The 21,978-nt window shown below is 70.1% G+C and carries 19 protein-coding genes; 14 read left to right on the top strand and 5 right to left on the bottom strand.

The window, feature by feature from the left end; genetic code table 11:
- The first annotated feature begins 26 nt into the window (after positions 1-26).
- Genes KK131_RS05855 through KK131_RS05830 form a run of 6 tightly spaced genes read left to right on the top strand, consistent with a single transcriptional unit; the run spans position 27 to position 7,034 of the window.
- On the top strand, positions 27-1,022 hold the full coding sequence (locus KK131_RS05855; protein WP_214555750.1) for a MoxR family ATPase: 996 nt from the start codon (positions 27-29) through the stop codon (positions 1,020-1,022).
- Positions 1,019-1,954: a DUF58 domain-containing protein gene (locus tag KK131_RS05850; protein ID WP_214555749.1), complete on the top strand. Its 936-nt coding sequence runs from the start codon at positions 1,019-1,021 to the stop codon at positions 1,952-1,954. The genes KK131_RS05855 and KK131_RS05850 overlap by 4 nt, the downstream gene beginning before the upstream one ends.
- Before the next feature lie 44 nt (positions 1,955-1,998).
- Positions 1,999-2,481 (top strand): DUF4381 domain-containing protein, encoded by a 483-nt coding sequence (locus KK131_RS05845; RefSeq protein ID WP_250887049.1) that lies wholly within the window; start codon positions 1,999-2,001, stop codon positions 2,479-2,481.
- Entirely contained in the window at positions 2,474-3,460 is a 987-nt protein-coding gene (locus KK131_RS05840) for a VWA domain-containing protein (RefSeq protein ID WP_214555747.1), read from the top strand. The genes KK131_RS05845 and KK131_RS05840 overlap by 8 nt, the downstream gene beginning before the upstream one ends.
- Complete coding sequence (locus tag KK131_RS05835) at positions 3,457-5,343, top strand: tetratricopeptide repeat protein (RefSeq protein ID WP_214555746.1); 1,887 nt, start codon at positions 3,457-3,459, stop codon at positions 5,341-5,343. Before KK131_RS05840 ends, KK131_RS05835 begins: the two co-directional genes overlap by 4 nt.
- A 32-nt stretch (positions 5,344-5,375) precedes the next feature.
- A complete protein-coding gene (locus tag KK131_RS05830; RefSeq protein ID WP_214556659.1) occupies positions 5,376-7,034 on the top strand; it encodes a BatD family protein in 1,659 nt (552 codons plus the stop codon).
- Here the strand turns inward: KK131_RS05830 and KK131_RS05825 are convergent.
- Positions 7,021-7,542 (bottom strand): O-acetyl-ADP-ribose deacetylase, encoded by a 522-nt coding sequence (locus tag KK131_RS05825; protein WP_214555745.1) that lies wholly within the window; start codon positions 7,540-7,542, stop codon positions 7,021-7,023. The two genes, KK131_RS05830 and KK131_RS05825, sit on opposite strands and share 14 nt — an antisense overlap.
- A 62-nt stretch (positions 7,543-7,604) precedes the next feature.
- Between KK131_RS05825 and KK131_RS05820 the strand changes: the two genes are divergently transcribed.
- The 4 genes from KK131_RS05820 (at position 7,605) to KK131_RS05805 (ending at position 12,957) form a co-directional block, all read left to right on the top strand.
- Positions 7,605-8,057, top strand: coding sequence for a MarR family transcriptional regulator (locus KK131_RS05820; protein WP_214555744.1), 453 nt, complete (start codon positions 7,605-7,607; stop codon positions 8,055-8,057).
- Between the two features lie 224 nt (positions 8,058-8,281).
- Positions 8,282-9,394, top strand: coding sequence for an efflux RND transporter periplasmic adaptor subunit (locus KK131_RS05815; RefSeq protein WP_214556658.1), 1,113 nt, complete (start codon positions 8,282-8,284; stop codon positions 9,392-9,394).
- A gap of 4 nt (positions 9,395-9,398) precedes the next feature.
- Positions 9,399-12,506, top strand: a complete 3,108-nt coding sequence (locus KK131_RS05810) for an efflux RND transporter permease subunit (protein WP_214555743.1) — start codon at positions 9,399-9,401, stop codon at positions 12,504-12,506.
- Between the two features lie 58 nt (positions 12,507-12,564).
- A complete protein-coding gene (locus KK131_RS05805; protein WP_214555742.1) occupies positions 12,565-12,957 on the top strand; it encodes a hypothetical protein in 393 nt (130 codons plus the stop codon).
- 49 nt (positions 12,958-13,006) lie between these two features.
- Here the strand turns inward: KK131_RS05805 and KK131_RS05800 are convergent, their stop codons facing one another.
- The 3 genes from KK131_RS05800 to KK131_RS05790 form a co-directional block, all read right to left on the bottom strand.
- Entirely contained in the window at positions 13,007-14,440 is a 1,434-nt protein-coding gene (locus tag KK131_RS05800) for a M20/M25/M40 family metallo-hydrolase (protein WP_214555741.1), read from the bottom strand.
- Between the two features lie 129 nt (positions 14,441-14,569).
- Positions 14,570-14,980: a large-conductance mechanosensitive channel protein MscL gene (gene mscL / locus KK131_RS05795; RefSeq protein ID WP_214555740.1), complete on the bottom strand. Its 411-nt coding sequence runs from the start codon at positions 14,978-14,980 to the stop codon at positions 14,570-14,572.
- A gap of 94 nt (positions 14,981-15,074) precedes the next feature.
- Positions 15,075-15,761 (bottom strand): fumarylacetoacetate hydrolase family protein, encoded by a 687-nt coding sequence (locus KK131_RS05790; RefSeq protein WP_214555739.1) that lies wholly within the window; start codon positions 15,759-15,761, stop codon positions 15,075-15,077.
- A 200-nt stretch (positions 15,762-15,961) separates the two neighbouring features.
- Between KK131_RS05790 and KK131_RS05785 the strand changes: the two genes are divergently transcribed.
- The 4 genes from KK131_RS05785 to KK131_RS05770 are packed head-to-tail and all read left to right on the top strand — an operon-like array spanning position 15,962 to position 20,436.
- Positions 15,962-17,203 (top strand): efflux RND transporter periplasmic adaptor subunit, encoded by a 1,242-nt coding sequence (locus KK131_RS05785; protein WP_214555738.1) that lies wholly within the window; start codon positions 15,962-15,964, stop codon positions 17,201-17,203.
- Positions 17,204-17,233: 30 nt separating this feature from the next.
- Positions 17,234-17,920, top strand: coding sequence for an ABC transporter ATP-binding protein (locus KK131_RS05780; protein WP_214555737.1), 687 nt, complete (start codon positions 17,234-17,236; stop codon positions 17,918-17,920).
- Positions 17,921-17,930: 10 nt separating this feature from the next.
- Positions 17,931-19,097 carry an FtsX-like permease family protein gene (locus tag KK131_RS05775; RefSeq protein WP_214555736.1) on the top strand — a complete coding sequence of 389 codons (1,167 nt, stop codon included), beginning with the start codon at positions 17,931-17,933 and terminating at the stop codon, positions 19,095-19,097.
- A gap of 13 nt (positions 19,098-19,110) precedes the next feature.
- Positions 19,111-20,436: an ABC transporter permease gene (locus KK131_RS05770; RefSeq protein ID WP_214555735.1), complete on the top strand. Its 1,326-nt coding sequence runs from the start codon at positions 19,111-19,113 to the stop codon at positions 20,434-20,436.
- 64 nt (positions 20,437-20,500) lie between these two features.
- Here KK131_RS05770 and KK131_RS05765 read toward each other — a convergent pair whose 3' ends face one another.
- Positions 20,501-21,889 carry a TIGR00366 family protein gene (locus tag KK131_RS05765; protein WP_214556657.1) on the bottom strand — a complete coding sequence of 463 codons (1,389 nt, stop codon included), beginning with the start codon at positions 21,887-21,889 and terminating at the stop codon, positions 20,501-20,503.
- Positions 21,890-21,978: the final 89 nt, after the last annotated feature.

Genomic DNA, 21,978 nt, shown 5'->3' with positions numbered 1-21,978 from the left:
TGTCACGTCAAGAACGGAACCCGCTCATGGATATGCCCGAAACCTCAACGCCGACTCGCCTGCAGCAGTCGTTCGTGCAACTGCGCGACGACCTGCAGCAATGCATCATCGGCCAGCCGCATTTGATCGACTGCCTGCTGGTGGCCTTGCTGGCCGACGGTCACCTGCTGGTCGAGGGTGCGCCGGGCCTGGCCAAGACCACGGCGGTGAAGGCGCTGGCGGCGCGCATCGAGGCGGACTTCCATCGCGTGCAGTTCACCCCCGACCTGCTGCCGGCCGACCTCACCGGCACCGACGTGTTCCGCCCGCAGTCCGGCAGCTTCGAGTTCGAGCGCGGCCCGCTGTTCCACAACATCGTCCTGGCCGACGAGATCAACCGTGCGCCGGCCAAGGTGCAGTCCGCGCTGCTGGAGGCGATGGCCGAGCAGCAGATCACCGTCGGCCGCCGCACCTGGCCGCTGCCCGAGTTGTTCATGGTGATGGCGACGCAAAACCCGATCGAGCAGGAAGGCACGTTCACCCTGCCGGAGGCCCAGCTCGATCGCTTCCTGATGCACGTGACGATCGGTTATCCGGATGCGGTCGCCGAGCTGGCGATCCTCAAGCTGGCGCGCGGCCAGGCCAGTCGCCGCGCTCATCCCGTCGCCGCGCCGCCGGCGTTGCTGAGCCAGGCCGACGTGTTCGCCGCGCGCGATGCGGCGATGGCGGTGCACATGGCGCCGGCGCTGGAGGAATACCTGACCCAGCTGGTGCTGGCCACCCGCGACGCCGGCCGCTACGGTCCCGAGCTGAAGCGCTGGATCGCCTGGGGCGGCAGTCCGCGCGCCACCATCGCGCTGGACCGCTGCTCGCGCGCGCAGGCGTGGCTGGCCGGTCGCGATTACGTGCTGCCGGAAGACGTGCACGCGATCGCCCACGAAGTGCTGCGCCATCGCGTGCTGCTCAGCTACGAAGCGGAAGCCGAGGGCGTGCGGCCGGACCAGGTGATCGACCGCCTGCTGGATCTCGTGCCGCTGCCGTGAACGCCGTCGCGCCACACCGTGCGGATGGCGACGGCCGCAGCCGGGTCGCACTGGCCGAACTGATCGCACTGCGCGCGCGGGTCGGCCGCGTGCGCATGGCGCCGCTGCTCAGCCGTGCCGCGCGCAGCGGTCAGCAGTCCAGCCGTCTATACGGCCGCGGCATGGACTACGCCGAGTCGCGCGTCTACCAGGCCGGCGACGACGTGCGCCGGCTCGACTGGCGGCTCACCGCGCGCAGCGGCAAGCTGCACACCAAACTGTTCCAGGAAGATCGCGAAGGCTGCCTGCTGATCCTGCTCGACACTCACGCCAGTATGCGCTTCGGCACCCGCGCGCGTTTCAAGTCGGTGCAGGCGGCGCGCGCCGCCGCCGCCGCCGCGTGGTACGCGGTGCGCGCCGGCGAGCGGGTCGGGGCGATGGCGTTCGGCCACGCCGACCAGCTGCTGCGGCCGGAGGCCGGGCCGCGCGGTGCCTTGGCGGTGTGCGGCGCGCTGGCCGAATGGGATGCGCAGCCCGCGTCCGATCGGATCGAGCCGTTGTCCGATGCGCTGGCCCGCGCCAGTCGCGTGCTGCATGGTGCCAGCCGCGTGCTGCTGGTCAGCGACGGATTCAGCTGCGATGCATCGGCGCGGCAGCGCCTGCTTGACCTTGGCCGGCATGCCGGGGTCAGCGTGCTGGTGGTGGCCGATGCACTGGAACTGGCGCCGGCCCCGCCGGGACGCTATCCGCTGGAACATGCCGGCGAACGCTGCGAAGTGTTGTTGCAGTCCGAGCGTCAGCGCAGCGATTTCCAGCGGGCGCTGGGTGCCGGTCCGGCGCGGCTGGGCGAGCTGGCGCAGTCGCTGGGCCTGCGCTGGAACAGCATCGACACCGCCGCCGATGCGTTCGATGCGGTCAGCGGCCTGCTCGGCGCGCGGAGGCCGACGCGATGATGCCGCCGTCTGCCCAGCCCGCGCCATCGCCGCCCGGTCCCCATTTGCGCGATATCCATCTGCCGCCCGAGCCGTCCTGGTGGCCGCCGGCCCCGGGCTGGTGGCTGCTCGCCGCGCTGGCACTGGCGCTGCTGCTGGCCGGCATCTGGTGGTGGCGAGGGCATCGCCGCGCGCTTCGCCAGCGTCGCCAAGTGCTCGGCGAACTCGATCGGTTCGCGCAGCAGCATCAGCGTGACGGCGATGGGCTTGCGTTGGCGAGCGCATTACACCAGTTGTTGCGGCGAGTGGCGCGCCAACACGATGCGCAGGCTGCGCGACAACGCGGCGACGCCTGGCGGCGGACGCTGGCGCGGGTGCCGGTCGATACCGCCACGCTGCAGCAGCTGCTGGCGCTGGACCGGCAGGTCTATCGACCACCCGCACCGTTCGACCATGCGGCCAGCGTGATGGCCGTGAGGTCGTGGCTGCGACTGGCGTTGAAGCCGGCGAACTGGAAGCCAGCCGCGACGGAGCGCGCCGATGCCTGAGTTCGCCTGGCCCTGGGTGATCGTGCTGCTGCCGCTGCCGTGGCTGCTGCGCCGCTGGCTGCGTCCGGCCGCGCCGGGGCAGGCGCTGCATCTGCCGCAGCCGGGTGTGCGACTGGCTACCGTCGCCGGCAACCGCGCTCGCGGCGCTACGCCGTGGCTGCTGGCGCTGGCCTGGCTGTGCCTGCTGGCCGCGGCGGCGCGGCCGCAATGGGTGGGGCCGCCGCAGGCGCAGCAGCGCAGCGGGCGCGCGCTGATGCTGGCGGTGGACCTGTCCGGCAGCATGCGCACCGGCGACATGCAACTGGCCGGCCAGGACGTCAGCCGCTTCGGTGCGGTCGAGGCGATCGCCGGCGACTTCATCAGCCGCCGCAGCGGCGACGAGATGGGGCTGATCCTGTTCGGCAGCCAGGCCTTCCTGGTGACGCCGCTGACCTACGACCTCACTGCGGTGCGCGCGCAGCTGCAGGGCGCGGCGGTAGGGCTGGCCGGCACCGAGACGGCGATCGGCGACGCCATCGCGGTGGCGGTGAAGCGGCTGTCAGCCTTGCCCGAACAGGCGCGCGTGCTGGTGCTGCTCACCGACGGCGTCAACAACGCCGGCAGCATCGCGCCGCGCGACGCGGCGCGCGCGGCGAAGGCGGCCGGCGTGCGCATCTACACCATCGGCATCGGCGCCACACGCATGCGCATTCCCGGTTTCTTCGGCAGCCAGTTGGTCAACCCCTCGGCCGACCTCGATGCGGACATGCTCACCGACATCGCCAACGAGACCGGCGGGCGCTTCTTCCGCGCCACCGACAGCGGCGAGCTGGCCGACGCGTATCGCGCGATCGACGCGCTGGAACCGATGCCGCAGCACGGCCCTAGCCTGCGTCCGCGGCATGAGCTGTTCCGCTGGCCGCTGCTGGCCGCGATTGCGCTGCTGTTGCTGGTGATCGTGCCGCGCCGCTTCGCCCGTGCACGGGAGCTGCCCGCATGAGCGAACTGCTGCAGCAATTCCATTTCCTGCGGCCGTGGTGGCTGGCCGCGCTGCTCCTGTTGCCGCTGCTGGGTTGGCTCGGCGCGCGCCGCAACGTGGCGCAGGTGGAACTGTCGCGGCTGGTCGATGCCGAACTGCTGCCGCACCTGCTGCGCGGGCGCGCCGGCAACCGCAGCCTGCCGCTGTGGCTGTTCGCGCTGGGCTGGACGCTGTGCACACTGGCCCTGGCCGGACCGACATGGAGCCGCGTCGAGCAGCCGCTGTATGCGAGCCGTGCGGCGCAGGTGGTGGCGATCTCGCTGTCGCAACACATGCTGGCGCGCGACGTGGCGCCGAGCCGGCTCGATCGCGCACGCTACAAGGCGCGCGACCTGCTGCGCGCCAACCAGGACGGCCTCAATGCGCTGGTCGGCTACGCCGGCGAGGCTTTCGTGGTGGCGCCGTTGACCTCCGATGCGCACAGCCTCGACGACCTGCTCGAGGCGATGGCGCCGGACACCATGCCGGTGGACGGCGACAACGCGGCCGCGGCGATCGAGCGCGGCGTGGAGTTGATCCGCGACGGCAAGGCCAGCGGCGGTTCACTGGTGCTGATCACCGACCAGGCCGATGCCGCGGCCGCGGCCGCCGCGCGCAAGGCGAACGCCGCCGGCGTGCAGGTGTCGGTGCTTGGCGTGGGCACGCCGCAGGGCGGTCCGGTGCCGTTGCCCGATGGCGGCTTCCTGCGCGATGCGCAGGGCAGCATGCTGCTGGCCCGTCGCGACGATGCCGCGCTCGCGGCGCTGGCCGCTGCCGGCGGGGGCCGCTACGTGGCGATGAGCGCAGACCGGCGCGACGTCGACGCGCTGCATGCGCAACTGCGCAGCGCGAAGGCGACGCTGGCCGACGGGCAGGTCGGCGACGCCTGGCAGGACCGCGGTGCGTGGCTGCTGCTGCCGCTGCTGCTGGTGGTGGCGCTGGCGTTCCGCCGCGGCTGGCTGCTGTTGCTGCCGCTGGTCGTGCTGCCGTTATGGCCGGCTACGGCCGCGGCGACGACGTGGCAGGACCTTTGGCAGCGCCGCGACCAGCAGGCTGCACAGGCCTTGCGCGCGGGTGACGCGAAGCAGGCGCAACAGCTCGCGCGCGATCCCGCCTGGCGTGGCGCGGCAGCGTATCGCGCCGGCGACTACGCCGCCGCGGCGCAGGCCCTGCAGCAGGCGCCCGGCGGCGACGCGGCGTACAACCTCGGCAACACGCTGGCGAAACAGGGCGCATACCAGAAGGCGCTCGCGGCCTACGACCATGCATTGCAGCTCGACCCGGCCAACGCCGATGCGAAGGCGAACCGCCAGGCGGTCGAGGACTGGCTGCGCCGGCAGCAACAGCAGCCGTCGGACCAGAAGGAACACGAGGGCCACGGCGGCAAGCAGAACCAGTCGTCGCAGGGCGAGCAGGGCAAGAGCGGCAAGCAGGATGCGAAGGATCGGTCGTCCGCAGCGGACGCCGCCGAGCCGTCCGGCCAGCCGGGCCAGGATGGCAAGTCGCAGGCGCAGGATCAGTCCGGCAAAAACGAGTCGCAGCAGGGCAGGTCCGAGCAGGGTGGCGCCGATCAGCCCGAGCCGCAGACCGCGCAGCAGCAGGCCGAGCAGCAGGCGCAGGCGGAACAGGCGCGGCAGGCGTTGAAGCAGCAGATGGACGCCGCGCTGGCGAAGCCGGGCGACGGCAAGGCCGGGCACCAGCTCGGCGCGCTGGCCAAGGACGATCCGCAGGCGAAGTTGCCGGCCGACCTGCGCCACGCCCTGCAGCGCGTGCCGGACGACCCCGGCGCCCTGCTGCGGCGCAAGTTCGAACTGGAATACCAGCAGCGCCACGGCGGCGCACCGAGCGAGGATGGACAGCCGTGATGTTTCGACATGTCGTATGCAGTTGTTTGCTGATGCTGGCGCTGATCCCGGCGCTGGCCAGTGCGGTCGAGGTGACCGCCACGCTGGATCGCGACCACGTGCAACTGGGCGAAACGGTGACGCTCAACGTGCGCGTCCAGGGCGATGCCGGCGGCGTCGCCGCGCCCGACCTGCGCGCGCTGAGCCAGGACTTCCAGTTGCTCGGCACTTCGCAGAACAACAGCCTCAGCGTGATCAACGGCCAGGCCAGCTCGGAACTGACCTTCGGCGTGGCACTGCGTCCGCGCCACGTCGGCGTGCTGCAGATTCCCGCCCTGAGCGTGGCCGGCAGCCGCACCGCGCCGCTGCAGCTCACCGTGACGGCGCCGGACCCGGCCGCGGCCGCCGCCACGCAGCGCGACGTCTTCATGGAATCGCAGGTCGAGCCGGCGCACGGCTATGTCGGCCAGCAGCTGACCTACGTGGTGCGCCTGTACTACGCCAACCGCATCGGCGGCGACGCGCCGCCGCCACCGCAGGCCGACGGCGTGGAAGTCAGCGCGCTCGGCAAGGGCCTGAACTACGATGCGGAGCGCGGCGGGCGTACGTATCACGTGCTGGAACAACGTTACGCGCTGATTCCGCAGCACGCCGGAAAGGTCGAGATTCCCCCGGTGGATTTCCAGGGCGAGGCCGCCGATCCGAACGATCCCAACAGCTTCTTCGGCGCCACCGTGCCGGTCAGCGCCAGTGCGCCGGCGCAGATGATCGAGGTGAAACCGGCGCCCGCCGACTGGGGCGGCAGCGCGTGGCTGCCGGCGCGCCAGCTGAGCCTGAGCCTGGACGGCTGGCCCACCGCGCAGGATGCGCCGCCGCGGGTCGGCCAGCCGCTGAACCTCACCATGAACCTGCAGGCCAGCGGCCTGTCGTACGAGGCGCTGCCGGCGCTGAGCCTGCCGCCGCTGGACGGCGCCACGGTGTATCCGGACAAGCCGGTCACCGGCAACCGCCAGGATGGCCAGTGGATCATCGGCCGGCGCCAGCAGTCGTTCGCGATCGTGCCCGAGCGCGCCGGCACGCTGACCATCCCCGCCACCACCCTGAAGTGGTGGAACGTGCTGACCGACAAGATGGAAGTGGCACAGATTCCCGCGCACAGCGTCACCGTGCTGCCGGCGGTCGGTGCGGCTGCCACGCCGCCGCCCGCACCAGCCGCAGCGGTGGACAGCGGTGTCGCCGGCAACACCGTCCCGGGCGCGACGACACCCACGCCATGGCGCTGGATCGCATTGGCCAGCCTCGGCCTGTGGCTGCTCAGCGTGCTGGCCTGGTGGCTGTGGCAGCGCCGCCGGCGCGCGTCGCCGGTGATGCCGACGGCTGCGGCGCGCACCTCGACGCGCAGCTGCCAGCTGGCCTTTCTTGCCGCGGCGCGCGGCAGCGATCCGGCCGCGCAGGTGCGCACCTTGCTGGCCTGGGCGCGCGCGGAGCGGCCGGCGATCCAGCACCTGGGCGAGTTGTCGGCGGCGCTGGACGATGCCTCGCAACGCGCGGCGATCGAAACCCTGCAGCAACGCCACTACGCGGCCACGCCGTCACACGATGCCGGCGCGAACCTGGCCGAAGCGTTCAAGCGCGGCTTCGCCTGGCGTGCCCCGGAGGCGACCGACGAAAGCTCGGGTTTGCCGCCGCTGTATCCGTTCAAGCTGCATTGAGCGCGTGCTGGAACACCGCGCGCATGGCATCGTTGAAACAACACAGCGTCACGTCGATGTCATCCGTGGCGGCCAGCGCATCGCGCAACGTGGCCACCGCCACCGCGGCGGCCCGCGCGGCGGGGTAACCGTAGACGCCGCAGCTGATCGCCGGGAACGCGATCGTATGCAGCCGCTGTTTGCGCAGCAGTTGCAGCGAGTTGCGATGGCAGCACTCCAGCAACTGCGCCTCGCCCCGGGTGCCGCCATGCCAGACCGGCCCGACCGTGTGGATCACCCAGCGCGCGGGTAGCGCGAAGCCCGGCGTGAGGCGTGCCTCGCCGGTGGGGCAGCGCACGCCGGGCGCGATTTCCGGCAGCGCGCGGCAGGCTTGCAGCAGGGCCGGTCCGGCGGCGCGGTGGATCGCGCCGTCCACGCCGCCGCCGCCGAGCAGGCCGGGATTCGCCGCGTTGACGATAGCGTCCACGGCCAGGCGGGTGATGTCGGCGTGGATGACCTGGATGGGCATGGGGTGGCGGCTTACCTTATGCTTCAGGCGGGTATTCGAGCGCGGCGGGGTGGCAACAGGTCATGGCGAAAACGGAAGACATTTCCTTCGGCTATCTGCTCAGCGACGTGACCTTGCTGTTCCGCAAGCACTTCGACCGGCGCGCGGTGAAATTCGGGCTGACCCGCGCGCAGTGGCGCGCGACCAAGGTGTTGTACCACCGCGAGGGCCTGCGGCAAACCGAGCTGGCCGAGTTCCTGGAAATGGAACCGATCGCGGTGGGCCGGGTGATCGACCGGTTGCAGGCGGCCGGTTTCGTCGAGCGCCGGCCGGACCCGAAGGACCGCCGCGCCTGGCGGCTGTACGTCACCGACCAGGCGCGCGTGATCGTGGGCGACATGGAGATCATCGCGCGCGAGCTGCGCAAGGATGCCACTCGCGGCATCGACCACGACGAGCTGCGGCAGGCGTTGGCGGTGATCGGCCGGATCAAGGACAACCTGCAGGCGCTGGAGCAGGGCGACGGCACACCCTGATGCGCGCATGCGGCGGCACTGACCAGTGCCATAGGTCGGGGTCCGTCCGCAGCACAATCCGCGGCATAGTGGGAAACTGGCGTGTCTTCCGGCGGGTCAACCTGAAGCCGTCACACGCGTTGTAACAGGCTTGGTGCATGGTCACCGGCCCTGCGGTTCCCCGACCGCGCAAGAACCCCGCCATCGCCACCGCGCGTGGCGCGAAGATCGAGAAGCCCCCGCGCATGTTCTGGAAAAAAATCGTCCTCGTGGTGGCTGTCCTGCTGGCGATCGCCATGGCCATGCACTTCGGGCGTGGTGCCGGCGACAGCAGCAAGGCCACCAGGGCGCCGGCAGCGGTGCCGGTCGAAGTAGCCAGCGCCATCCGGGGCGACGTCGAGTTGTCGCTGAAGCTGGTGGGCCGGGTCGAGGCGTGGTCGACGGTGAGCCTGCGCGCGCGGGTCTCCGGCCAGCTCCAATCGCTGTCGTTCACGCCCGGCGCGCTGGTGCGCAAGGGCAGCGTGCTGGCGCAGATCGACCCGCGCCTGCTGCAGGCGCAACTGGACCAGGCGCGCGGCAGCGTGGCGCGCGACCAGGCGCTGCTGCAGAAGGCGCAGGCCGACCAACGGCGTTATGCCGACATGCTGGCCAAGGGCTTCGTCTCGAAGGCGGACTACGACCTGTACCAGGCCAACCTGGCGGTGGCCCGGGCCAGCCTGCAGAGCGACCGCGCCGCGCAGGAACTGGCGCAGACCCAGCTCGACTACGCGCGCATCGTCGCCCCGTTCGACGGCATCGCCGGCGCGCCGCTGGTGTGGCCGGGCGCGCAGATCAGCGCCGACAGCACCGACATCGTGGTGCTCAACCAGGTCGAGCCGGTGCGCGTGGCGTTCAACATCCCCGAGGACAGCCTGCCCGCCGTGCGCGCCGCGCTGGCCAGCGGGGCGATCGCCGTGCAGGTGACCCTCTCCGGCGACAAGGGCACGCCGCTGGCCGGCACGCTGGAATTCATCGACAACGCGGTCGACGCCACGACCGGCACCATCGTGTTGAAGGCGCGCTTCGACAACGCCGACCACCGGCTCGTCCCCGGCCAGTTCGTGCAGGTGACGCTGCCCACCACGCGCCTGGCCGACGTGGTCAGCGTGCCGGTGCATGCGCTGCAGAGTTCCAGCAGCGGCAGTTTCGTGTTCGTGCTCGGCGCCGACGGCAAGGTATGGCAGCGCTACGTCACGCCCGGTCCGACCAGCGCCGGGCGCACCGTCATCGACAAGGGCCTGAAGGCCGGCGAGCAGGTGGTGACCGAAGGCCAGATGCTGCTGGTCGACGGCAGCGCCGCCACCGTCAAGCGGGGGTGATCGGATGAACATCCCCGAGCTCTGCATCCGCCGCCCGGTGATGACCACGCTGCTGATGGCGGCGTTGCTGGTGTTCGGCATCGTCGCCTATCCGCAGCTGCCGGTGAACGAGCTGCCGAACGTCGATTTTCCCACCATCAGCATCAGCGCCAGCCTGCCCGGCGCTTCGCCGGAGACGATGGCCTCGGCGGTGGCCACGCCGCTGGAAGGCCGGCTGTCGACCATCGCCGGGATCAGCTCGATGAGCTCGACCAGCGCGCTCGGCTCCACCTCGATCACGCTGAGCTTCGAGCTGGACCGCAACATCGACGCGGCGGCGCAGGACGTGCAGTCGGCGATTTCCTCGGCGCTGCGCCAGCTGCCGAAGGAGATGACCACGCCGCCCACGTTCCGCAAGGTCAACCCGGCCGACGCGGCGATCCTGTACCTGGCGATGAGCTCGTCGACGATGCCGCTGACCCAGGTCGACGAGTACGCCGAGACCGAGCTGGCGCAGCAGCTGTCGATGATCGACGGCGTGGCCCAGGTGAACGTGTACGGCTCGCAGAAATACGCGGTACGCATCAGCGTGGACCCGGACCGGCTGGCCGCCAGCGGCATCGGCATCGACCAGGTGCAGGACGCCATCGCCGACGCCAACGTCAACCAGTCCACCGGCTCGCTCTACGGCAAGCGCCAGCAGCTGCCGATTCGCAGCGACGGCCAGCTGCTGCGCGCGGCCGCCTACAACGACGTGGTGGTGGCATACCGCAACGGCGCGCCGGTGCACGTGGGCGACATCGGCCAGGCGCGCGACAGCGTGCAGGACGACCAGCGCGTCAGTTCGTACAACGGCAAGCAGGCGATCGTGCTGGCGATCCAGCGCCAACCGGGCGCGAACACGGTGGCCACGGTGGACCGGATCAAGGCGGTGCTGCCCAGCTTCCGCGCCGGGCTGCCGCCGTCGATCACGCTGGACACGCTGTACGACCGCTCGCAGTCGATCCGCGACTCGGTCGACGACGTGCAGTTCACCCTGCTGCTGGCCGGCGCGCTGGTGGTGTTCGTGATCTACCTGTTCCTCGGCAACCTGTCCGCCACGCTGATCCCGGCGGTGGCGCTGCCGATCTCGGTGCTGGGCACGTTCGGCGTGATGTACGCGCTGGGCTACAGCCTGGACAACCTCTCGCTGCTGGCGCTGACCCTCGCGGTCGGCTTCGTGGTGGACGACGCGATCGTGATGCTGGAGAACATCGTGCGCCACATGGAGGCGGGCGTGCCGCCGTACGAGGCGGCGCTGAAGGGCGCCGGCGAGGTCGGCTTCACCATCTTCTCGATGACGCTGTCGCTGATCGCGGTGTTCATCCCGGTGATGTTCATGGGCGGCATCGTGGGCCGACTGTTCCACGAGTTCGCGGTGGTGATCAGCGTGGCGATCCTGATTTCCGGCATCGTCGCGATCACGCTGACGCCGATGCTGTGCAGCCGCTTCGTCAAGGCGCACGACCACGGCGACCCTGACAAGAGCAGGAAGAACTGGCTGGTCGCCGGCTTCGACCGCGGCTTCGGCGCCGTGCAGCGCGGCTACGCGGACAGCCTGCGCTGGTGCATGGAGCGCCCGCGGCTGGTGCTGGCCGGTTTCGGCGTGAGCCTGCTGGCCACCGCGCTGCTGTTCTACGCGACGCCGAAGGATTTCATCCCGGCCGGCGACAACGGCCAGCTGCGCGTCAACACGGAAGGGCCGGAGGACGTGTCGTTCGAGGGCATGCTGGCGCGCCAGCAGCGGCTGGTCGACATCGTGGCGAAGGATCCGAACATCGCCGGCTACATGTCCACCGTGGGCGCGGGTGGCGCGCGCAGCACGATCAACAACGGTTCGATCCTGCTGCTGCTGAAGCCGGCGCACGAACGCAAGCTCGGCCCGGACGGCATCATCCAGGAGTTGCGGCCGAAGCTGGCGACGGTGGCGGGCATCCGCAGCTACATCCAGAACGCGCCGGCGATCCAGATCGGCGGGCGGCAGTCCAAGGCGCAATACCAGTACACGCTGCAGTCGGTGAACCTCGACCAGCTGTACGACTGGAGCGGCAAGGTGACCCGCGCGTTCGCCGCGCTGCCGGGTTTCGAGGACGTCACCAACGACCTGGATCTCAACAGCCCGTCGATCGTGGTCAAGGTCGATCGCGCCAAGCTGGCGCCGCTCGGTCTCACCATGGCGCAGGTGCAGACGGCGCTGGGCATCGGCTTCGGCGAAAACCAGGTTTCCACCATCTACGGTTCGTCCACGCAGTACTGGGTGATCCTGCAGGTCGAACGCAAGCTGCAGGACGACCCGGCGGTGCTGTCGCAGCTGTACGTCACCTCGAACGGCGGCAGCCTGGTGCCGCTCAGCGCGGTGGCCAGCTTCAGCCGCGAGCCGCAGGCGCTGACGGTGAACCACCAGGGCCAGCTGCCGGCGGTGACGGTGTCGTTCAACCTGGCGCCGGGCGTGTCGCTCAGCGACGCGGTGGCCAGCATCGATGGCGCGATGGACACGATGGGCCTGCCGGCGACCATCAGCGGCAGCGTGCAGGGCACCGCGCAGGCGTTCCAGCAATCCATGCAGGGCATGGGCATGCTGTTGCTGCTGGCGGTGTTCGTGATCTACCTGGTGCTGGGCATCCTGTACGAGAGCTTCATCCATCCGCTGACGATCCTGTCCGGCCTGCCGGCGGCGGCGGTCGGCGCGCTGCTGACCCTGGTGATCTTCAACGCCTCGCTGGACCTGTTCGCCTTCGTCGGCATCGTGATGCTGATCGGCATCGTCAAGAAGAACGCGATCATGCTGATCGACTTCGCGCTGGAACGGCAGCGCGAGGAAGGCATGTCGCCGGCGCAGGCGATCTCTGACGCCTGCCGTGTGCGCTTCCGTCCGATCATGATGACCACGATGGCGGCGATGGCCGGCACCCTGCCGATCGCGCTGGGCATCGGCGCCGGCGCCGAGGTGCGCCGCTCGCTGGGCCTGGCCGTGGTCGGCGGCCTGGTGTTCTCGCAGGTCCTCACGCTGTACCTGACGCCGGTGATCTATATCTACATGGACCAGCTGCAGCAGCGCTTCCAGCAATCGGGCAGGACATCGCCGGCGCGCTAGCTTGCGGCGTTCAGCCGTCCGCGACTAGGCTGGCCGCTCCGTCATCGAGGGAGCGGACATGCGCAGCCTGACATCGGTCGTCACCGTATTCGCCGCCGTCGCCGGCATGGCCATCGGCGCCACCGCCTGCGCCGGCACCCCCGCGCAGATGGACGCCGCCGCCCTGCGGGCCTGGGCCGCCCAGCCGTGGGACAAGGCCGCGCTGATGAACACCACGGTGGCACTGGGCCGCTACCGCAACGTGCCGGTGGTCGCCGAATTCCCCTGTTCGGACGTCTGCCCGCAATACACCGTGCGCATCATCCACTACCGGCTGCCGCCGGAGACCTCGTGCGCCAGCGTGGGCGGCGTCGAGAAGGAAGTGCTGGTGCCGATCGCGATCACCGTGCGGCCGAAGACGTTCTGCATCCCGGAACCGCTGGTGGCGTCGGGGCAGTACTACGCGAAGTAGCGAACTGCTCCCTGCCCCCGCGATGCAGGGGAGGGAGCAGTTAGTCGGCTCAGTCGCCGGCGCCGTCTTGCGCGAACGCGCCCGGCGCGGAGCCGAAGTCGCCGTTGGCCTGGGCGGCCATGTACGAGAACGCCGCGTACACCGCCACGTTCTGCGCCAGCTCGGCGGGGTCGATCTTGTCCAGCGTGTCGTTCGGAGTGTGGTGCCAGTCGAAGTACTTCGTGCCGTCCTGGGTCAGCGACAGCGCGGCCATGCCCTTGGCGTGCATCTGCGACAAGTCCGAACCGCCGCCGCCGGGACGCGTGGCGTCGTAGGCCACGCCGACCGGCTCCAGCACCTTGGCGATCTGGCCGATCGCATCGCGCGCCTCGGGCTTCACGCTGGCGCTCATGCGCCAGATCCTGCCGGCGCCGAAGTCGGACTCGGTGCCGAGCTGGAACTTCGCCACCTCGGCACCGTGCTTCTCGGCGTAGGCGCGGCCGCCCCACAGGCCCATCTCCTCGTTGGCGAACGCGATCACCCGGATCGTGCGGTCGGGCCGCCGCGGCAGGTCGCGGATCAGCTTGCCGGCGGCCATCGCGATCGCCACGCCGGCGCCGTCGTCGATCGCGCCGGTGCCCAGGTCCCACGAGTCGAGGTGGCCGCCGATCGCCACCACCTGGTCGGGGTGCTTGCGCCCGGTGATCTCGCCGATCACGTTGGCGCCGGTGTATTCGCCGACCACGCCGCAGTCGAGATCGAGCTTCAGCGTCACCGGCTTGCCATAGGCGAGCACGCGCGTGAGCTGGTCGGCGTCGGGGTTGGTCAGTGCGGCGGCGGGGATCGCCTTGGCAAGGTCGCGGAAGCCGGTGACGCCGGTGTGCGGCGCGCGTTCGTGCGCGTCGGTGCCGGCCGAGCGCAGCAGATAACCGGCGGCGCCCTTTTCCGCGGCGATCACTGGACCGGCGGTGCGCACGGCCGAGCCCATGCCGTAGCCGTGGCCGTCTTTCGCGCGTTCCATGTGGTAGTCGACGTAGACGATCCTGCCCTTGACGCTGGCCGGGTCGGCCGCCTTCAGTGCATCCAGCGTGTCGAACTTCACCACCTCGGCGGTCAGCCCGCCCTTCGGCGTGGCGGGCGAATAGCCCAGCGCGGTCAGCGTCAGCGGCTGCGGGAACGGCGCCACGATCGCGGCGTGCTCGCTGCGGCGCACCCATAGCGGGTACGTCACCGCTTCGGTGTACACCTTGTCGTAGCCCAGTTCCTTGAACTTCGCCACGGCCCAGTCGACCGCGCGGCGGTCGGCCTCGCTGCCGGCCATGCGCGCGCCGACCTCGGTGGTCAGCGAGGCGGTGACCTTGTACGCGGTGTCGTCGTGCAGCGCCTTGTCGCGCAACTGTTCGGCCGTCTTTACGGCCGTGGCGGGAATCGTGGTGTTGGCGGCGCTGGCGATGCCGCTGGCCAGCAGGCCGGCGGCGAGCAGGGTGAGGGGAAGACGGCGCATCGGGGGACTCCGCTGGGTAAACCCCGATTATGGCGTTGTTGCCCGTTGCCGCTTAGGCCAGAAGTCATGGGTGGCCGGGAACCCCGCAGGGCGGGCAATGCCCGCCCTGCGAAGCCGCGGCTTCTTTCGTTATGGCTTGTTCTTCAGCAAATCGCGGATCTCGGTCAGCAGGGCCACGTCGGCCGGCGGCGCGGCGGGCGCCTCTTCCTGCTTGCGGCTGAGCTTGTTGATCCCCTTGATCACCATGAAGATCGCGAACGCGATGATGATGAACTGGATCAGCGTGTTGATGAAGGCGCCGTACTGGATCGCCACTTCGGCCACCTTGTGCGCCGGGTCGGTGACGTCGGCCGGCTTGAGTACCCACTTCATGGCGGAGAAGTCGATGCCGCCGGTGAGCCAGCCGATCGGCGGCATGATGATCTGGTCGACCAGGGAGGTGACGATCTTGCCGAAGGCGCCGCCAATGACCACACCGACCGCCAGGTCGATGACGTTGCCGCGCATGGCAAAGGCCTTGAATTCGCTGATCATGCTCATGCTGCTGGTACTCCCCTTGGTTGGGCCGGATGGCGTGTCGAATGTAGCGCGACAAGGCAAGGTATGCGCGAACAGATGAAGGCTTCGTGGAAGCTCAGACGATCCGGCCGTGCAGTTCCGCCACGCCGACCAGCTCGGCATGGAAGCGGTCGCCGCGCTGCAACGCAGCAACACCGGCCGGCGTACCGGTGAAGACCAGGTCGCCGGCCTTCAGCTCGAACAGCGTGGACAGCGCCGCCAGGATGTGCGGCACGTCGTGCACCATCTCGCCCAGCGTGCTCTGCTGGCGCAGCTCGCCGTTCACGCTGAGCCGCAGCACGGTCTGCGCGTCCACCGTCGCCGCGCCGGCCGGGCGCAGCGCGGAGACCGGGGCGGAGTGGTCGAAGCCCTTGGCCACGTCCCACGGATGGCCCTTGGCCTTGGCCTGCGCCTGCAGGTCGCGACGGGTCAGGTCCAGCCCCACGCCATAGCCCCACACCAGGGCCGCGGCCTGCTCGGGGCTGAGGTCGCGGCCGCCGGCGCCCAGCGCCACCACCATCTCCACTTCGTGGTGCAGGTCGGCGGTCGCCTGCGGGTACGCCACATCGGCGCCGTCGGCGACCACCGCATCGGCCGGCTTGCAGAAGAACATCGGCGCGGACTTGTCCACCGTGGCGCCCATCTCGCGCGCATGCTCGGCGTAGTTGCGGCCGATGCAGAACACCCGACGGATCGGGAAACGCCGGTCGGAACCGATGACCGGCAGGCTGGGGATGGCGGGTGGGGCGATGGCATAGTCCATGGCCGCAAGCGTAGCAAAGCCTGGAACGAGGCGCTGCCGCGGCGTGTCGATCCCGCGCGCTCCCGTTCGTCATTTACGGGATGGCGGCGGGGTGCGAATGACAGCTGTCACCGTCGATGGTTGATGCCATGCTCTGGCAGCGCGCCGGCCGGGCGTCCATGATGCACCCCGTCACCTGGAACATGGCCGTTTGAGCAGGAGTGGACGTGGACAACGCCGAACTGTTGAAGGAGCTGCGCATCGAACGCCACCAGCGCGAGGACCACGGGCGCAACCCGGGGCGCTGGCTGTGGATCGGCGGCGCGATCGTCGTGCTGCTGTTGCTGTTCGGCGGCGCCGCGCGGCTGTTTTTCGGCCAGCAGGCGGTAACCGTGCAGACTGCCACGGCGGTGGCGCCCAGCGCCGGCAGCGAGGCGGGCGCGGTGCTGCAGGCGACCGGCTACATCACCGCGCGGCGTCGGGCCACGGTGTCGGCGCAGATCACCGGCACGCTGACCGCGGTGCTGATCGAGGAAGGCGACCACGTCAGCGCCGGCCAGGTGCTGGCGCGGCTGGACGACAGCGGCTACAAGGCCCAGCTCGAAGCGGCCAAGGCGCAGGCCGACTCGGCGCATGCGCAGGTGGCGCAGATCCGGACGCAGCTGGCGCAGGGCAGCCACGACGCCGCGCGGCTGGAATCGCTGGCCGCCCGCGGGCTGGTGTCGAAGCAGAGCGCCGAGCAGGCGCGTACCCAGGTCGACAGCCTGCGCGCGCAGCTCAACGCGCAGCAGCAGCAAGCCAAGGCCGCCGACGCCCAGGCCGCGGTGGCGCAGGTCAACTTCGACTATTGCGTGGTGCGCGCGCCGTTCAGCGGCGTGGTCACCAGCAAGGATGCGCAGGTCGGCGAGATCCTCTCGCCGCTGTCCGCCGGCGGCGGCTTCACCCGCACCGGCGTGGGCACCATCGTCGACATGGATTCGCTGGAGATCGACGTCGACGTCAACGAGGCCTACATCGGCCGGATCAAGCCGGGCATGCCGGCCGATGCGGTGCTGGATGCGTATCCGGACTGGAAGATTCCCGCCCGCGTGGTCGCCATCGTGCCCACCGCCGACCGCGGCAAGGCCACCATCAAGGTGCGCGTGGCGCTGGAAAAGAAGGACGCGCGCGTGGTGCCCGACATGGGCGCGCGGGTGTCGTTCCTGGAAGAGAAACCGAAGGCCAGCGCCGGCGTACCGCAAGGCGTGCTGGTGCCGGCCACCGCGATCGTGCAGCGCGACGGCCACAGCGTGGTGTTCGTGCTCGACGGCAGCCGGGTGCGCCAGCGCACGGTGAATCCCGCCGCGCGGACCTATGGCGATTTGCGCCTGCTGCCCGCGGCGGTGAAGCCGGGTGACAGCGTGGTGGTGTCGCCGCCGGCCGAACTGCGCGACGGTTCGGACGTCCGGATCAAGGCGCCGTAGGCGCATCCACTCATTCATCGGAGAACTGCCATGGGCACGCTGATCGAGATCAAGGACCTTGCCAAGACCTACGAGCGCGGCAAGCAGAAAGTCGAAGTGCTGCACCACGTCAACCTGGACATCGCGGAAGGCGATTTCCTCGCGCTGATGGGGCCGTCCGGCTCCGGCAAGACCACCCTGCTCAACCTGATCGGCGGGCTGGACGCGCCGAGCGCCGGCAGCATCAGCGTCGGCGGCCAGCGCATCGACCAGCTCGGCGGCGGCGCGCTGGCGAAGTGGCGCGCGTCGAACGTGGGCTTCGTGTTCCAGTTCTACAACCTGATGCCGATGCTGTCGGCGCAGCGCAACGTGGAACTGCCGCTGCTGCTGACCAAGTTGTCGGCCGCGCAGCGCAAGAAGAACGCCGCCATCGCGCTGCAGCTGGTCGGCCTGGCCGACCGCGCCAGCCACAAGCCGGGCGAGCTTTCCGGCGGCCAGCAGCAGCGCGTGGCGATCGCCCGCGCGATCGTCTCCGACCCCGAACTGCTGGTCTGCGACGAGCCCACCGGCGATCTCGACCGGCAGTCCGCCGAGGACGTGCTCGGCCTGCTGCAGCAGCTCAACCGCGAGCACGGCAAGACCATCGTGATGGTCACGCATGACCCGAAGGCGGCCGAATACGCCAGTCATACGCTGCATCTGGACAAGGGCACGCTCGTCGAGCAGGCGCTGGCCTGAGGAGGCAACGATGAAATACCTCCACCTGATCTGGGCCGCGCTGTTCCGGCGCAAGGCCCGCACCATCCTCACCCTGGTGTCGATCGTCGCCGCGTTCCTGCTGTTCGGCATGCTCGATGGCGTGCGCACCAGCTTCGCCGATGCCGGCAAGAGCGCGGCCGGCGCCGAGCGCCTGCAGACCGGCTCGAAGCTGTCGTTCATCCAGCCGTTGCCGTCGGCGCTGCAGGCGAAGATCGCGGGCGTACCCGGCGTGAAGGACGTGGCCTACGCCAACTGGTTCGGCGGCGCCTACCAGGACGCGCACAACCAGATCTTCACCTTCGCGGTCAGCCCGAACTACATCGACATGTACCCCGAGATCGCCATCACGCCGGCCGAGCGCAAGACGTTCGACGCCACCCGCACCGGCGTGCTGGTCGGCGACGTGCTGGCGAAGAAGTACCACTGGAAGGTCGGCGACAAGATCCCGCTGATGTCGAACATCTTCCCCAACCGCGACGGCAGCAAGACCTGGACCTTCGACATCGCCGGCATCATGCACGCCAAGGACCCGAGCCACGGCGAGTTCCTGCAGGGCGGCATCCTGATGCACTGGAAGTACTTCGACGAGTCCAACCCCTACAACCAGGGGGAGGTGGGCTGGTACGTCAGCCGCGTCGCCGACCCCGCCCAGGCCGACCGGGTGGTGCAGGCCATCGACGCGCTGTCGGCCAACTCCGACCACGAGACCCGGACGCAGACCGAGCAGGCCGCGATGGCGTCGTGGATCAAGCAGATGGCGAACGTCGGCCTGATCGTGTTCTCGATCATGGGCGCGGTGTTTTTCACCCTGCTGTTTCTGACCGGCAACACCATGGCGCAGGCGGTGCGCGAACGCACCTCGGAGCTGGCGGTGATGAAGACCATCGGCTTTTCCAGCACCAGCGTGCTGATGATCGTGCTGGCCGAATCGGTGCTGCTGGTGCTGCTCGGCGGCGTGCTGGGACTGGGGCTGGCGGCGGTGCTGGGGCCGATCGTCAGCGCCGGCAGCGGCGGCGTGATCAACATGCCGCCGGTGCACGCGGGCAGCTGGCTGCTGGGCGTGGGCCTGATGGTCGCCATCGGCCTGCTGGTGGGAGTGCTGCCCGCGTTGCGGGCGATGCGCCTGAACATCGTCGATGCGCTGGCCGGCCGCTGAAGGAGTATCCGCCATGAACAAGTTGAAATCGTTTCTGCGCGGCCTCGGCCTGTGCCTGATCGTCGTCGCCGGTATCGTTGCCTGGACCGTGTTGCCGTGGCCGCTGCTGCTGGCGCTCGCCGTGCTGTTCGCGCTGTGGATGCTGCTGGCGCGCACCGGCCGGCAGGCGGGCTCGGTCACCCGCGTCGGCGTGAGCACCCTGCCGCAGCGCCTCGGCGCTTCGTCGGTGGTGGTCATCGGCATCGCCGGCGTGGTCGCGGTGCTGGTGTCGATGCTGGCGATGGGCGTGGGCTACCAGCAGACGCTGGGGCGCAGCGGCAGTGCCGACACCGCCATCGTGCTGCGCGGGGGATCGGCGTCGGAGGTGTCCTCGGTGCTCGACAACGCGAGCACCACGGTGATCGCGCAGGCGCCGGGCATCGCCCGCGACGCCGCCGGCAAGCCGGTCGCCTCGCCGGAGCTGGTGGTGGCGGCGAACCTGCCGCTCAGCGACGGCAGCGGCGACGAGGGCAGCGTGCAGATGCGCGGCGTCGGCGAGCAGGCCTGGGCGCTGCGCCCGGAGGTGAAGATCGTCGCCGGGCGCCAGTTCAAGCCCGGCCTGCGCGAGCTGGTGGCGGGCAAGGGCGCGCAGCGCCAGTTCGCCGGACTGACGCCGGGCCATGAGATCAAACTGGGCAGCCAGATCTGGACCGTGGTCGGCGTGTTCGAGTCGAACAACGCGATGGACTCGGAACTGTGGGGCGATGCCAACGTGGTCGCCGACACCTACCGGCGCGGCAGCAGCCGCACCTCGGTGTTCGTGCGCCTGACCGGCCCCGCGGCCTTCGGCACGTTCAAGGCGGCGCTCGCCGCCGACCCGCGCCTGCAGGTGGATGCCAGCACCACGCTGGACTACTTCCGCAAGCAGTCCGAGGGCGTCACCAAGGCGATCAGCATCATCGGCATCGTGGTCGGCGTGATCATGGCCATCGGCGCGGTGTTCGGCGCGCTCAACACCATGTTCGCCACCGTGGCCACGCGCGCCCGCGAGATCGCCACGCTGCGCGCGATCGGCTTCCGCGGTCTGCCGGTGGTGGTGGCGGTGATGCTGGAGACGATGCTGCTGGCGCTGCTCGGCGGCATCGTCGGCGGCCTGCTGGCCTGGCTGGTGTTCAACGGCTACAGCGCCTCGACCCTGGCCCAGGGCACGGTCGGCACGCTCAGCTTCAAGCTGGCTGTGACTCCCGCGCTGCTGTGGACCGGCCTGAAGTGGGCGCTGGCGATCGGCTTCATCGGCGGCCTGTTCCCCGCCGTGCGCGCGGCGCGGCTGCCGGTGACCACGGCGCTGCGCGAACTGTGAGCTTCAAGCCCCTCTCCCTCCGGGAGAGGGGTTGGGGAGAGGATTGCACCATGGAGTTTCCCGTTCACGGCATCACCGGCGGCAGGTAAGTCAGCGTCATGCCGAGCAGCCACAGCATGCCCAGCACCAGCGGCACGTGCACCACCAACTGCACGAAGGTGTAGCCGACCACGTCGCGCGCCTTCAGTCCCAGCACGCCGAGCAGCGGCAGCATCCAGAACGGGTTGATCAGGTTCGGCAGCGCCTCGGCGGCGTTGTACACCTGCACCGCCCAGCCCAGGTGCACGTGCAGGTCGTTCGCCGCCTGCATCACGTACGGCGCCTCGACCAGCCACTTGCCGCCGCCGGACGGCACGAAGAAGCCCAGCACCGCCGAATACGCGCCCATCACCGCGGGGAAACTCTCCTGGCCGGCCACCTGCACGAACAAGTGCGACAGCCGGTGCGCCAGGGTGGCGCCGTCGCTGCCCGGCACGTGGGTGAGCAGCGCGGCGATACCGCCGTACAGCGGGAACTGGATCAGCACGCCCGACGTGCTCGGCACCGCGCGGCTCACAGCATCGAGAAAGCTGCGCGGGCGCCAGTGCAGCAGGATGCCCAGGGTGAGGAACAGGAAGTTGTAGGTGTTGAGGTTGGCGATCGCGGTCACCGCCGGCTTGCTGGCGAACTCGTGGCCGAGCCAGCCCAGCCCCAGCAGGCCGATCGCCAGCGACAGCAGCGGGCTGTACTCCAGCCACTCGCCGGGGCGCGTGCGCACCGGCAGTGCCGGCGTCGAATCTTCCGCTACGTCGAAATCCTGCGAGGTGCGCGCGTTGGCATCCGACGGGGCGGTGTACCAGCACACCAGCAGCGACACCGCGATCAGCACCGTGGTCAGCACGATCGACTGCCACAGGAAGATGGTCTGGCTGAAAGGCAGCACGCCGGTGATCGCCAGCAGGCCCGGCGGCATGCTCGCCGGGTTCGCCTGCAGCTGCGCCGCCGATGACGACAGTCCCATCGCCCAGATCGCGCCCAGGCCGAGATATGCCGCCGCGCCGGCCGCGCGGTAATCCATGCGCAGGTCATCGCGCCGCGCCAGCGCACGCACCAGCAGCCCGCCGAACACCAGCGAGAAACCCCAGCTCAGCAGCGACGCCAGCATGCTGACCAGCGCGATGTACACGATCGCCCCGCGCCCCGTCCGCGGCGCCCGCGCCAGCACGTCGATGAAGCGCGCCACCACCGGCGCGGTGGCCAGCACGTAGCCGCCGATCACCACGAACGCCATCTGCATGGTGAACGGGATCAGGCTCCAGAAGCCCTCGCCGAACGCGTTGACCGTCGCCGTCGGCGTGGCGCCGAAGGCGAATGCCGCCAGCGCCACCACCACCACGCCCAACGCGGCGAACACCCACGCATCCGGAAACCAGCGCTCCGCCCACGCCGCGCTGCGCAACGCCGCGCGCGCCATCCAGCCGTCCTGTCTCGCGTTCATGCTGTTCTCCGCCGGTGATCGCGACATCGTCGCGCCGCGGCGGCGCCACGGGCAAGCCGACCATG

The organism is Rhodanobacter sp. LX-99 (genome assembly GCF_018599185.1).
Classification (GTDB): domain Bacteria; phylum Pseudomonadota; class Gammaproteobacteria; order Xanthomonadales; family Rhodanobacteraceae; genus Rhodanobacter.
This window is presented reverse-complemented; position numbering and strand designations above follow the sequence as displayed.

Coding starts and splice junctions, on each gene's coding strand:
- KK131_RS05790 (WP_214555739.1), bottom strand. CDS start 15,761: ATGGACTATGCCATCGCCCCACCCGCCATCCCCAGCCTGCCGGTCATC.
- KK131_RS05770 (WP_214555735.1), top strand. CDS start 19,111: ATGAACAAGTTGAAATCGTTTCTGCGCGGCCTCGGCCTGTGCCTGATC.
- KK131_RS05830 (WP_214556659.1), top strand. CDS start 5,376: ATGCTGGCGCTGATCCCGGCGCTGGCCAGTGCGGTCGAGGTGACCGCC.
- KK131_RS05805 (WP_214555742.1), top strand. CDS start 12,565: ATGCGCAGCCTGACATCGGTCGTCACCGTATTCGCCGCCGTCGCCGGC.
- KK131_RS05815 (WP_214556658.1), top strand. CDS start 8,282: ATGTTCTGGAAAAAAATCGTCCTCGTGGTGGCTGTCCTGCTGGCGATC.
- KK131_RS05780 (WP_214555737.1), top strand. CDS start 17,234: ATGGGCACGCTGATCGAGATCAAGGACCTTGCCAAGACCTACGAGCGC.
- KK131_RS05825 (WP_214555745.1), bottom strand. CDS start 7,542: ATGCCCATCCAGGTCATCCACGCCGACATCACCCGCCTGGCCGTGGAC.
- KK131_RS05855 (WP_214555750.1), top strand. CDS start 27: ATGGATATGCCCGAAACCTCAACGCCGACTCGCCTGCAGCAGTCGTTC.
- mscL (WP_214555740.1), bottom strand. CDS start 14,980: ATGAGCATGATCAGCGAATTCAAGGCCTTTGCCATGCGCGGCAACGTC.
- KK131_RS05765 (WP_214556657.1), bottom strand. CDS start 21,889: ATGGCGCGCGCGGCGTTGCGCAGCGCGGCGTGGGCGGAGCGCTGGTTT.
- KK131_RS05810 (WP_214555743.1), top strand. CDS start 9,399: ATGAACATCCCCGAGCTCTGCATCCGCCGCCCGGTGATGACCACGCTG.
- KK131_RS05840 (WP_214555747.1), top strand. CDS start 2,474: ATGCCTGAGTTCGCCTGGCCCTGGGTGATCGTGCTGCTGCCGCTGCCG.
- KK131_RS05775 (WP_214555736.1), top strand. CDS start 17,931: ATGAAATACCTCCACCTGATCTGGGCCGCGCTGTTCCGGCGCAAGGCC.
- KK131_RS05820 (WP_214555744.1), top strand. CDS start 7,605: ATGGCGAAAACGGAAGACATTTCCTTCGGCTATCTGCTCAGCGACGTG.
- KK131_RS05800 (WP_214555741.1), bottom strand. CDS start 14,440: ATGCGCCGTCTTCCCCTCACCCTGCTCGCCGCCGGCCTGCTGGCCAGC.
- KK131_RS05835 (WP_214555746.1), top strand. CDS start 3,457: ATGAGCGAACTGCTGCAGCAATTCCATTTCCTGCGGCCGTGGTGGCTG.